The organism is Mycobacterium sp. E2327 (genome assembly GCF_001672675.1).
Lineage (GTDB): Bacteria > Actinomycetota > Actinomycetes > Mycobacteriales > Mycobacteriaceae > Mycobacterium.
In genome coordinates this window covers 1-11701 of the sequence record NZ_LZKE01000164.1, presented here as the reverse complement: position 1 = coordinate 11701, position 11701 = coordinate 1, and the positions used below count along the sequence as shown (strand labels likewise).

Sequence of the window (11701 nt, the reverse complement as noted above, 5' to 3'; positions counted from 1 at the left end):
GACGAACGGGACCCCGCTGGCGACGCTCGGCACTGGGACACCGGCAAAGTGAAAGTTCTCGTAACCGGTAGCGCGGGATTCATCAACGGATACGTGGTCGACGAGCTGCTGCGCGCCGGCCACGAGGTCGTCGGCATCGACAACTACTCGAAGTACGGCAAGGTCAAGAAGAGCTACGACGATCACCCGCGCTACCACTTCGTCGAGGGTGACGTCAAAGACCTGGATCTGATGTTCCAACTCGTCGAGGGCTGCGACCAGATGGTGGCCAGCGCAGCCCGGATCGGCGGCATCACCTATTTCCACGAGTACGCCTACGACCTGCTGGCCGAGAACGAACGCATCGCCGCCGCGCATTTCGACACCGCCATCTACGCGTATCGGAAGGGTTGGCTGAAGAAGATCAACGTGATCAGTTCGTCGATGGTGTTCGAAAACGCCACTGTTTACCCGACACCGGAGAAACACATCACCGAATGCCCGCCGCCGACAAGCACTTACGGCTTTCAAAAATTGGCCTGCGAGTATTTCGCACACGGGGCCTACGAGCAGTATGGTCTGCCGTACACGATCATCCGCCCATTTAACTGCGTGGGAACCGGCGAACAGCGGGCGCTAGGAGGCCGCGAAATTCCAAGCGGCAATGTCAAACTCGCGATGAGTCACGTGGTGCCGGACCTCATCCAGAAGGTGGCGAAGGGCCAGGAACCCTTGCACATCCTCGGCGACGGCTCCCAGGTGCGGCACTACACTTACGGCGGCGACCTGGCGCGCGGCATCCGCACCTGCATGGAGCACCCGGCCGCGCTCAACGGGGACTTCAACCTTTCGACGCCGGAAGCCACCACGGTTTTGGAGCTGGCGGAAGCGATCTGGAAGAAGATGCGCCCCGACACCCAGTTCCGGTACGAGAGCGATCCGCCGTTCGAGCATGACGTCCAGTTGCGCTCACCGGACGTTCACAAGGCATCCGAGGTTCTCGGCTTCGAGGCCGCCACCCCGCTCGATTCGATGCTCGACGAGGTCATCCCCTGGGTCGTCAGCGCCGTCGAGGGCGGGACCATCTGACGTGCACTGTTTGTCACCAGAACGCCATGCGCATCGCGGGTAGACCCGACGTTCAACAGCTCTACCGCAATCGCTTCGGTCATGCCCTGGAGTCGCGATCGGCCATTTGGGCGGTATTGGTCCAAGACTTTTTCCAGGCGTGGATCCGGCGCAGCGATACGGTGCTCGACCTTGGCTGCGGCTACGGCGAGTTCCTGAATCACGTGCACGCCGCGCGCCGGATTGGCGTCGACGTGAACCCAGACAGCGCGGGAATGCTGGAGCCCGGGGTCGAGTTCCACCAGGGCCGAGCCGACGACCTCGACTTCCTCGAGGATGCTTCGGTAGACGTAGTCTTCACCAGCAACCTGCTGGAACACATGCGAAGCAAGGAACAAGTCGAGCGGACCATCGCTGCGACCCGCCGGGTGCTCAAGCCGGGCGGCCATCTGATCGCAATGGGACCGAACATCCGCTTCGTCCCCGGCGACTATTGGGACTTCTGGGATCACATTGTGCCGATCAGCGATCGTTCGCTGACCGAGTTGCTATTGTCCTGCGACTTCGAGGTCATGGATAGCTACGACAGGTTCCTGCCGTATACGTCGTCCTCGCCGTTGCCGCAAGCGCCGATCTTGGTGCGCCTGTATCTGCATTCCCGGCCGGCGTGGCGAATCTTGGGAAAGCAGTTCGTAATTCGCGCCCGCAAGACGGCACCCCCGTCCGAGGTCGGCGACCGGCTGGTGAGTGTGGTCATCCCTGTCTATAACGAGGGCGAGAACATCCAAGTGTGTGTCAGGAGGCTTACCGAGGCGCTGGCCGACACCCCGCACGAACTGCTCGTCTGCTACGACTTCGATGAGGACACCACTCTGCCGGCGCTGGCCGCCATGCCTGACAGGCCCGAAAGCGTGCGGCTGGTACGGAACTCGCTCGGAAAGGGTGTAGCGAATGCGTTGATCGCCGGCTTCGCGGCCGCTCGCGGCGACGTGGTCGTCACCAGCATGGCCGACCTGTCGGATCCGCCGTCCGTGATTCCGTTGATGGCGGCCAAGATTCGCGACGAGGGCGCCGACGTGGTCAGCGGGTCACGGTATATGGCCGGCGGTACGCAGCGCGGCGGGCCGCGGCTGAAGACGCTGATGTCGCGGACCGCCGGCCTCAGCTTGCACTACGTCGGCCGCGTACCGACACACGATGCCACAACGAACTTCCGCGCCTACAGTCGCCGTTTTCTCGACAATGTCCCTGTGGAGAGCGGGCGGGGTTTCGAGGTGGGCCTCGAACTCACGACGAAGGCGCACCTGCTCGGCTACCGGATTGATGAAGTCCCCAGCAGCTGGGACGACCGGACCGCAGGCGACAGCAAGTTCGATTTGGTCGGCTGGCTGCCGGCTTATTTGCATTGGTATGGGCTGGCGATGCGGCGCCCGCTCTTGCAGTGGACCGGCGGAGGGATGGCATCCCTCGCAGCGGTTCGACTGCTCCGGCGGCGCGGAAAGACTCCCTCATGAAAGTGTCCCTCGTCGACCGGCGCCATCGTTCGACGAACGTAGGCATTCCGGACGACGCGTCACGAGATGCGCCACCAGGGCGGAAAAGCACGATCGTCCTCCTGGCAGCAGTCGCCTGTGCTGTTCTCGGCGCTAAGCTCATAACCATTGCGGCCCTTGGTTCCGCAGCGCCTTTGGTGGATCAGTGGGACGGCGAGGCGGCTGGCCTGTACTCCCCGTATCTGAGGGGCTCGCTTTCTTTCGCCGATCTCCTTGCCCCCCACAACGAACACCGCATCCTTGTTTTCCGTGTGCTGGCGCTGGCACATCTCGAGCTCGCCGGCGAGTGGAACACACGGCTCGAGATGATTTTCGGCGCGATCGTACATACGGCCGCGATCACGTGGCTCGTGGCGCTGCTTTTGCCCCTGGTCGCGCAACAACGCCAGATCATCCTGGCATCTTTCGTCGCATTCCTCTTCGCACTGCCGATCGGCTACGAGAACGAGCTGTCGGGTTTCCAAACGCAGGTGTACCTGTCATTGCTGTTCGGCATCGCGGCTCTGGTTGCGTTCGCGTTCGCGCGCCCGTTCTCGGCCCGCTGGTTTGGCGGCTTGGCCGCCGCAGTCCTCAGTTACTTCTCTTTTGCGACCGGTGTAGCCGCCGTTCTGGGTGCTGGGGTGCTTATCGGTTTGCAGATAGCTCGCGGAACCAGGAGGCGGTGCGGTCTAGAGTTTGCTGGCGTCGGCCTCATCGCAGCAATCGTTTTGGCGCTGATCGTGTGGTCGGCGGCGAGTGCCAAGCAGATGAGCACTCCGTTGATGCTTATCCAGGGATTGCTCCTCGTCGGCGGCCAAGCGATCGTCGGGTTGGTCCCGATGGTCTGGTTTTGTCGGAGCACGCTAGCCCGGCGACCGGCCATGTCCGACCGCGCGTGGGCAGCAGTCGGAATTTCGGTGTGGCTCGTCCTCCAACTTCTGCTGCTGGCCTACGGGCGTGGGGCCACGGTAGCGGTGCGGTATATGGACGTCATATTGCTTGTCTATCCGGTGGGTTTGATGGCCACGTTGGCGCTCTTCGAGAGAGCGCGCGGCTCGAGGTTCAGCCGGTACGCGGGACCGAGTGCTGTTACCTGGGTATTCGTCGTCGTATCCGCCGTGTCGGTGCTGGGGTACGTATCTGCCGTTGGGGCCATTGGTTGGGGCGAGTCGGCGCGCCAGCAGGTGGTCAACATCCAGACGTACTTCGCCAAAGGCAACGTCGCGGCCCTCAAGGCAAAGGGCGGCGGCGGCCACATGTTCGACCTCTCCTATCCCAATTCTCAGCGACTCGCTGCGATCTTGGCTGATCCCGGAGTGCGGGCCATCCTGCCGCACGAAGTCCGGCCCCCCGACCACGACAACGCCGCCGCCCGCAGCCGCATGTTGCTCAAGGGAGCGTTTGCGAGTGCCACGGCGGCCGCGGTTCACTTCATACTGCTAATCGCTCCTGCGCTGCTGGCGCTGGGCGTAGGTTTGTTATACGCCCTCGGAGCACGATTGAGCATCTCCGGTGCGAAGCGGTGATTGTCGCGATGACGACTCATATCCGCTGAAGCTTTTGGACAACGTGGAGGGAGCGGAATGCTGGATTCGGCGGTGAAACCGGCGGTCGACCTATTTTTTACTTTGAAGTATGCGGGCCAACGATTGCCCCTACGTCAGAAGTATCAATCATTTGTCGACCGCAAATATGGGATAGAGATCGGCGGCCCGAGTCTGCTCTTCAAAACCGTACTGCCTCTCTACCAATTCGCAGGAGGCCTGGATGGTGTCAACTTTGCGACGGACACGGTCTGGGAGGGCAGCATCGAAGCTGGGAATGATTATAAATATTATCCGCGCAGGCGAGGGCGTCAGTTCATTGCTGAGGCGACCGACTTGGCCGAGATCGGGTCTTCACGATACGAGTTTTTATTATCGTCGAACTGTCTGGAGCATGTCGCCAACCCGCTCAAGGCTCTGATCGAGTGGAAAAGGGTGATCCAGCCTGGCGGCGCCCTCATACTCGTTTTGCCCAATAAGGAGAGCAACTTCGACCATCGCCGACCGTTCACCAGGTTCGAGCACTTGCTGGACGATTTCAACGGTGACGTCGGAGAGGATGACCTTACGCACCTGGATGAAATCCTCGCCCTGCACGACTTGCCGATGGACCCTCCCGCCGGTGACTTAGAACATTTTCGGCAGCGAAGTCTGAAAAATTTTGAAAACCGTACGCTTCATCACCACGTGTTTGACGTCCCGCTGATCGAAAAAGTCCTGCATCACGTCGGGTTCGAGATCCTGGACACAACGATCACACGAACGGACTTCTTTGCCCTGGGCCTAAAGAAATCTTGAAGCTAGAACCAGGCGCGCGGTCGTTCCGAGAGGAGCAGTCAATCCGCCTTGACGGCGATGAATGTCCCTCGGAGATTTGATTCGTAGGAGCCTCCAAGCAAGCTCTCGGCGATGCTTGGTTCCAAGTTGGCATATTCTTCCATCACAAGGTTGAACCCGACGTCTCGCAGTGTCTGGAGCAGGTACTCGCGCTGAATCCAGAAGGACCGCCGATTATCCCAGGATGACCACTTTGCTGTGTCTCGCTTGCCGAATGATTGGTCGGTCGAAAACTCCATAAACCATCTTCCCGGGAGGCCCTCGTTTTCACTGGGCGAAGAAAGGTGATGCATGGCGGGGGACGGCTTTCTCGCGAATCTTGCCGCTACACGCCGCGCCAGTAGCCCCAACTTGGTGTCCCTCGGACCGATAAGTGAGAAGTGTGTCTGCAATATCAGAAGCTTCTTCGTAACGGCTGATAGGGTTTCGAGATATTTCTTGGGCTGGTCGAGATGGTAAAGCAGTCCGCAGCAGAAGACGGCGTCAAACTGGCCGTAGTTGGCAATGTTCAAAGCGTTGTCCTGCACGAAGTCGAGATGCGGTAGATCGGTCTTGGACTTGACATAATTGCACGCGGCTACGTTCAGCTCCCGGACCTCAATCCCCAGAACCTGAAATCCCAGTCGGGCAAATTCGACCGAATATCCGCCTTCTAGGCAACCCACGTCTGCGAGGCGCAATTGACTTTTGTCGCCGGGGAAAACTGTTTCCAGGATTCTGCGGGACGAGATGAACCAGGGATGATCCGCCATAGAACGCGGTGAGTCAGGCTTGGTGTAGGTGCCATCATCGAGGCGAATGTTGTGCGCAGTGAATTCCAGAGTGTTCTCGAATTTTCCAACTGCCATGCCAGGTAAATCCTTCACGTGGTTGAACTCCAAGAGGAGGAGGTCGGCACCGAGCGCTGTTCTGCATCGTGAGTCTGCCCCCGTCGCGCGTTGATAGGTTAAGACAACCCCTCCTCCTTTGTGCGCGAATCACCGAATCGGCCCGTCCGGCCCGGCCCAGCCAGTCAAAGGTCGCGTGTCGCGCCGTTATGAACCCCGCCGGCGCATGCTGTTGTTGAATAAGACGCATGATGCTCTCGGACACGGGTCGTCGCGCTAGCCGCGTCATCCGGCGCGTCTACTACGTCGGACCGGGTCAATGCAACGTATGCGGAAGCAGGGTCCGGTTCCGGAGCATCAGCCGCATGTTGGGCGGTGTATTGGCCCGCCACGGTCACCCCTATTCCCTTGACGACTTCGAGACCTTGAACCACCGCCGGTATCTCTGCCCGGTCTGCGGGTCTTCCGACAGGGACCGCTTGTACAAGCTGTATATCGACAACTTCCTACAGCCCAACGGTTCCCGACGCATGCTTGAGTTTGCGCCGGTGCCGTCGCTTTCCGCGTACTTGCGTGGCCGTAGCGACCTCGAGTACCGCACCGCGGACTTGATGATGGCCGGCGTGGACGACGTCGTTGACATCACTGACATGGCGACGTACGCCGACGGATCGTTCGACTTCTTCATCTGCTCGCACATCCTCGAGCATGTCCCCGACGACGGCCGCGCCCTGCGCGAGCTGTATCGAATACTGGCGCCCGGCGGGCGTGGCATTGTGATGACGCCGGTGGCGCCGGAGGGCAGCTTCGACGAGGACCCATCGGAAACGGACGAAGGGGAGAGGTGGCGCCGCTTCGCCCAGGGTGACCACGTGCGGCTCTACGATCGCTCCACCCTAAGCTCGCGCATCCGTCAGAGCGGGTTTGAGCTTTCCGCCCTCGACGCGCGCAGTTTCGGCCAAGACACGTTCTCGCGGCATGGCATCGCGCGCGGTTCGGTTCTGTATGTCGTGCACAAGCCCGATGTCCAAACCGGTTAACGAGGGTTGGACACTACGACCCGGCGTCTCGCTCGGCCGGAGTAGACATCGAGATGCGCTTTCCAGCCGGACAATTCGCTGGAAAGCCGTGTCTTGAGGCGCCGCTGCGGCGTTTGCGTCCACTGGTACTGCAGCGCGAGCATCGCGAGCCGCGGGCGTCGCGTGACGAGGTCCAGAAGCGCGGCGCGGCCCTCCGGCCCCGGGACCTTCGCCATCTGGCCAAAAACCCAATCGGCGCTCTGTCCGATCGCCTCCTCGCGTGAAGTTTCGCCGGGGAACAAGTCGAGCATCGCTTCCAGCATCGCGGCCACCCCGGGACCCCGGCCCAGCCAGAACTTGGGAGGGTCCGCATAGGCCGTATGCCACATACCGTGAGTATGGCGGCGGTAGACACCCATTGTGTCGGGCAGCATTGCGATCCGGCCCTGGGCCGCGTGCCGTACATGCAAGTACCAGTCCAGCGGCATGACATCGTGCGGGATGTCGTCGTAGCGGGCGAGGCGCCGGTATACGACCGAGTTGGTCTGGATGAAGTTTCGCGTGATCAAAGCCTCCACGGTCAAGTCACGTCGCCAGGAGATGGGCGGGTGTTCCGAGTCTTTAGACCCGTCGTCACAAATCACTCGGACTGGATGGAAGCACACTGTCACCTCAGGGCGCCGGTCGAGGAACGCCACCTGCTTGCTCAGCTTCAGCGGGTCTGTCCAGAAGTCGTCCCCCTCGCAAACGGCGAGGTATTCGCCTCGTGCAGCCGACAGGGCATCGGTGAGGTTGAAGTGGACGCCGGCGTTCTTGGACCTGAGGATCGGCCGAAACAAGTGCGGGTAGAGGTTTGCGTACTCTCGGATGATCGCCTGCGTGGAATCGGTCGAAGCATCATCGGCGACAATGACCTCCATTGGAAAATCAGTCTTTTGGGCGACAAAGCCGTCGAGAGTCTGTCGGATGTAGGCGTCGTGGTTGTAGCTGATTGAAACGATGCTCACTTTGGGGGGAGTCCCGGATGCACTTTTATTCACTTCGAACGAGCCCCTGCTGAACGGCCGCAACGACCCGTGCGATGTCGTCAGGCTCCATGTTGTCATGGATGGGCAGCGACACGATTCGAGAGCAAACATCCTCTGTGACGTGCAGGTCAGCTGATGCCATCAGCTCAGGGTGCGCCATCAGGTACGAATGTCGGTGTAACGATGGGTTGTAGTAGTTGCGGGCCTGGATGTTGTGCTCACGCAGGCTGGTTAGCACTGCGACGCGGTGGCCGGCGGACGTGCAACACGCGCTTCCGAAGCAAAGCGAGGAGGCCTCGGCATTGGGTTGGAACCGAAGACCCGCGGTTGTCAGTTCAGCGCGATAGCATTCGAACACCTTGCGGCGGATTGCAAGGCGAGCATCGAACCCGGCCAGCTGGCGCAGTCCGATGGCGGCATTTATCTCCTGTAGCTTCGCGTTCATTCCGAGTTGAGTGCACTGCCTCGAATCGTCAAATCCAAAGTTCTCGAACTGGTAGCTCTGCTCGACCAGCCATGGATTGTGCGAGACCAATGCGCCGCCCTCACCGATCGCGAACGGCTTCGTCGCGTGGAAGGAAAAGACTTCGCATGCGGCGCGTGCGCCGACCGGTTTGCCATCCGCGTACGTTGAGCCGAAGCCAGCCGCCGAGTCGAGAACGAGCGGTAAGTCCCACTCAGCTGCAAAATCCTCCCAGTCAGTGATCTGGGGGTTGCCGACGCCGAAGGCGTTTGTGAGCAGTATGCCTGCGATCCGGTCGCGGAAGCGTTCGACGACGGCGCGGGCGGACGAGAGGCTTGGCTGCCAGGTATGGGCATCGATGTCGATAAACCATGGGCGGTAGCCGACCCACAGAGCGGCCTCGGCCACGGCGATAAATGTGAACGACGGCATCAGCAAGTGACGGTCCCGTGTACCGGGCCCCACACTGGCCTGAAGTGCGGCGATGAGTGCCAAGGTGCCGTTTGCGAAGGTGGCAACATGTAGCTCATCTCCGAGGTATTCGGTCAATGCGCGGGCGAACGCCCGCTCCTTCGGGCCGAAATTCGTATACCAGTTGGCCTCAACGATTTCGGTGAAGTCCTCAGCCAGCTCGGCGGGCCCCGGAAAGCTTGGACGGATGAACGGGATATCAGAGGGCATCGAGCCACCCTTCTCGAACTTTCACCACTGATGCGGGAACGCCCACCACAACTGCATTGGGCGTCGCGACGTCCGCCAGCACCGTCGCACCCGCCCCAATCACCACACCTGATGCGATCGTTAAGTCGTTAGAGATACTGGCGCCGACGCCGACGAAGACCCCGTCGCCGAGATGTACGCCGCCCGCCAGATGTGCACCCGGACCAATAGTCACAAACGACGAAAGGTGTACCTCGTGGCTGAGTGTTGCACCAACGTTCACCTGGCAGTGCTCACCGACTACCACGTCCACGGTGAGGACTGCGGCGGGGGCGATGACGGAGCCCGCACCGATCGTGCAGGACGGGTCGACGTAAGCAGCTGGGGAGACGACCGTGAAAAAGCGGTCCCCCGGCCACGCCGCAACTAGGTCTCGGCGCACCGCCGGAGCGCCCACGGCGGCCAGGACCCACGCATTGCGGTCGGCCGGCGAGGGGGCCGTGATGTCGATTTGATCGCGAGCATCGGCCGCGAGGTATTCGCGCGAGACGGCCCAGAACACCTCCGTGCCGGTAGGTAGATAGGACGCCGTTTCGCGGGCTTGTGCGCCGGCGCCGAGGAAGCCGATGCGGGCGGGCGTCGACCGGGCCGCGTGATCGACATGGTGGCTCATTCAAATTCATCCATCTGCATATCGAGCGTCACACTAGTCGGGCGGTCGGTCCGCTCCGGCCGTTTTCGGGTCATATCGGCGTTTCAATCGTGGCGCTCTATCGTAAGGAACGGCGCCCAGTTTCGATCAGCGCGCGCTGCATACTGCGAGGTGACCTTGGAACTGCTGAGCAGGCTCCGTGCGGAGTCTGATCGCGCCCGCCGCTACTTGGCGGCTGTGCCGTACCGCTTGGGTGGCAACGGCCTACGCTTCATTCGCCAAACCCATCAAGAGCTTCCCCCGCGGCCAGAGCCCGGCCGGCCCACTCTCGTTCTCTTCGCGCACTTCGACGCTCAGGGCATCGTTGATCCATACGTCGTCCATTATCTCAAGGCGCTACATGGGCTGGGGGCCACGATCATTTTCGTCTCCGGCTCGCCGAAACTGACTCCGGAATCCGTTGCTCCCATCCGCCCCCTCTGCGCGGGCGTCTACACCCGGCGCACGCTTGCATTGGATTTCGGCTCCTGGCACCTCGCGTGGTGCATCCTCAGGCAGCGCGGCTGGTCGCTGGATCAGTTCGATCGTTTGCTCCTGGCCAACGACAGCGTGTTCGGTCCGCTGTTTCCCTTGGAGGAGCTGTGGGGGTCGTTCCAGGGTGCCGACATGTACGGCGCGATCGAAAGCGACGAGTTCGGTGTCCACCTTCAATCATTTTTTCTGGCCTGGGACCTCAATCCGCGAACCCGTCCCTTCCTCAACGACTTCTGGAACGGTTTCCGGTACATCGTTGACAAGGTCAACCTCGTCGATCAATGCGAAATCGGCCTCTCCCGGCGTGCTCGTGCAGCCGGTTTCACGACAAAACCATTCGTGTCCGTCGCCGCCCTGCGGGCTTCCTATGAGCGTTCACCGGACCACCAGTGGGCGAGCAAGTTCGCAGGAGAACCGTTCAACCACACCCTTTACTTCTGGGACGGCCTGATCGAGCATTTCCGGTTCCCGTTCCTGAAGGCGAGCCTGCCGCGATACAACGAGCCCTGGCACGACTCGATGGCACACCTGCGCGACTTCATCGAGCAGCACACCGCCTATCCGTACGAACTCATCCAATCGAACGTGGATAGACTCGGCTGCGGACCCTCAACCTGGGTCAAACCGCCCTAGAAGCGCCGCCGCGGCGGGATACCAGGCCATCGCGCCATCGACGAGCGCGAGCGAACTCGCTTACCGGCGCCCGGGCCAGGATCTTTAACCGCGGCCACCGTTCGGGTCCAAACACCAGCACTCGAAATGGCAGGACCAGCCACGTTATCGACCACCAAACGCAGGCGATCGCCCGTATAGCTGCGGAGGACGCCGGATCGACGATCAGCCAACTGAGAATCCGAAGCTGGTCGAGCCAGTTGCGCCCTGCTTTGACGATCCGCATCGACTCGGTGGAGGCCGTATGGGTCCGTACCGACAGCTCCTGGGGGTGAAAACAGACCGTCGACCGGACCATCAGGCGATACCAAAAATCCAAGTCGACGAGTTGGTAGATGTCGTCGCGAAGGCCTCCCGCGTCGAGCGCGAGCTGGCGGCGGAACATCACGCATGTTGGTTCGCCGATCCAATTGCCCGCCCCACCGCGCAGGAGCTGTTGTGTGACCAACCAACGTCCCCTGTTGCGTTCGCGCAGCCCCAAGTAATGCTTGTGCGCAGGGCCGACGCGTCGCCGCCACGGAAGGCTTTCGTCCTGTACCACACGCCTCGGGGCAAATGCCATCCCGACGGCGGGGTCCTCGAAGCGTTCCGCGAGGGTAGCCAGGGCGCCGGGCAGCAGCCAGTCGTCGCCGTGCACGAACTGAACGCACGTGCCGCGCGCCAGCTCCAGGCACTTGTTGTGGTTGCCGCTGAGCCCGAGGCGCGGTTCATTCTTGACCAGCCGGTCCCCCGGCCGCAGCATCGCGGCGGCAACGGCGGCGCCGTCGTCCGACGAGTCGTCGTCGACGACGATGATCTCGAAGTCGACGCCGTCCTGGTCCAGGATGCTGCGCAGGCAGCGCTCGATCGTGGCCGCGTTGTTGTACGTCGGCACGCAGACCGAGAC

At 61.5% G+C, this 11701-nt stretch carries 11 protein-coding genes; 6 read left to right on the top strand and 5 right to left on the bottom strand.

Features of this window, described 5'->3' with window-relative positions; translation table 11 throughout:
• From A5712_RS19515 to A5712_RS19500, 4 genes are all read left to right on the top strand, one after another.
• The coding region (locus A5712_RS19515) for an NAD(P)-dependent oxidoreductase (protein WP_231982171.1) at positions 1–1068 on the top strand (1068 nt) is incomplete at its 5' end.
• 26 nt (positions 1069–1094) lie between these two features.
• Positions 1095–2561, top strand: a complete 1467-nt coding sequence (locus tag A5712_RS19510; protein ID WP_068108302.1) for a glycosyltransferase — start codon at positions 1095–1097, stop codon at positions 2559–2561.
• A complete protein-coding gene (locus tag A5712_RS19505) occupies positions 2558–4105 on the top strand; it encodes a hypothetical protein (RefSeq protein ID WP_156766653.1) in 1548 nt (515 codons plus the stop codon). The genes A5712_RS19510 and A5712_RS19505 overlap by 4 nt, the downstream gene beginning before the upstream one ends.
• Before the next feature lie 57 nt (positions 4106–4162).
• On the top strand, positions 4163–4921 hold the full coding sequence (locus tag A5712_RS19500) for a methyltransferase domain-containing protein (RefSeq protein WP_068108295.1): 759 nt from the start codon (positions 4163–4165) through the stop codon (positions 4919–4921).
• 38 nt (positions 4922–4959) lie between these two features.
• Here A5712_RS19500 and A5712_RS19495 read toward each other — a convergent pair whose 3' ends face one another.
• Entirely contained in the window at positions 4960–5808 is an 849-nt protein-coding gene (locus A5712_RS19495; protein WP_068108293.1) for a bifunctional 2-polyprenyl-6-hydroxyphenol methylase/3-demethylubiquinol 3-O-methyltransferase UbiG, read from the bottom strand.
• 344 nt (positions 5809–6152) lie between these two features.
• On the opposite strand from A5712_RS19495, the gene A5712_RS19490 reads away from it, so the two are divergent.
• Complete coding sequence (locus tag A5712_RS19490; protein ID WP_068108312.1) at positions 6153–6827, top strand: methyltransferase domain-containing protein; 675 nt, start codon at positions 6153–6155, stop codon at positions 6825–6827.
• On the opposite strand, the gene A5712_RS19485 is transcribed toward A5712_RS19490, so the two are convergent.
• The 3 genes from A5712_RS19485 to A5712_RS19475 are packed head-to-tail and all read right to left on the bottom strand — an operon-like array spanning position 6824 to position 9630.
• Positions 6824–7813: a glycosyltransferase gene (locus A5712_RS19485; protein ID WP_068108291.1), complete on the bottom strand. Its 990-nt coding sequence runs from the start codon at positions 7811–7813 to the stop codon at positions 6824–6826. The genes A5712_RS19490 and A5712_RS19485 overlap by 4 nt on opposite strands.
• A gap of 25 nt (positions 7814–7838) precedes the next feature.
• The gene (locus tag A5712_RS19480; RefSeq protein WP_068108288.1) at positions 7839–8978 is read right to left on the bottom strand and encodes a DegT/DnrJ/EryC1/StrS family aminotransferase; all 1140 of its coding nucleotides are present in this window, start codon (positions 8976–8978) and stop codon (positions 7839–7841) included.
• The gene (locus tag A5712_RS19475; RefSeq protein ID WP_068108285.1) at positions 8968–9630 is read right to left on the bottom strand and encodes an acetyltransferase; all 663 of its coding nucleotides are present in this window, start codon (positions 9628–9630) and stop codon (positions 8968–8970) included. Before A5712_RS19475 ends, A5712_RS19480 begins: the two co-directional genes overlap by 11 nt.
• Positions 9631–9786: 156 nt before the next feature.
• Between A5712_RS19475 and A5712_RS19470 the strand changes: the two genes are divergently transcribed.
• Positions 9787–10776 (top strand): rhamnan synthesis F family protein, encoded by a 990-nt coding sequence (locus tag A5712_RS19470; RefSeq protein ID WP_231982170.1) that lies wholly within the window; start codon positions 9787–9789, stop codon positions 10774–10776.
• Here the strand turns inward: A5712_RS19470 and A5712_RS19465 are convergent.
• Positions 10763–11701: glycosyltransferase family 2 protein (locus tag A5712_RS19465; protein ID WP_197519445.1), on the bottom strand; the 939-nt coding region annotated here is incomplete at its 5' end. The genes A5712_RS19470 and A5712_RS19465 overlap by 14 nt on opposite strands.

Bases quoted from the DNA above. Each gene is read 5' to 3' on its own strand.
- A5712_RS19500 (WP_068108295.1), top strand. From the start codon at position 4,163: ATGCTGGATTCGGCGGTGAAACCGGCGGTCGACCTATTTTTTACTTTG.
- A5712_RS19475 (WP_068108285.1), bottom strand. From the start codon at position 9,630: ATGAGCCACCATGTCGATCACGCGGCCCGGTCGACGCCCGCCCGCATC.
- A5712_RS19480 (WP_068108288.1), bottom strand. From the start codon at position 8,978: ATGCCCTCTGATATCCCGTTCATCCGTCCAAGCTTTCCGGGGCCCGCC.
- A5712_RS19505 (WP_156766653.1), top strand. From the start codon at position 2,558: ATGAAAGTGTCCCTCGTCGACCGGCGCCATCGTTCGACGAACGTAGGC.
- A5712_RS19495 (WP_068108293.1), bottom strand. From the start codon at position 5,808: ATGGCAGTTGGAAAATTCGAGAACACTCTGGAATTCACTGCGCACAAC.
- A5712_RS19510 (WP_068108302.1), top strand. From the start codon at position 1,095: ATGCGCATCGCGGGTAGACCCGACGTTCAACAGCTCTACCGCAATCGC.
- A5712_RS19490 (WP_068108312.1), top strand. From the start codon at position 6,153: ATGTTGGGCGGTGTATTGGCCCGCCACGGTCACCCCTATTCCCTTGAC.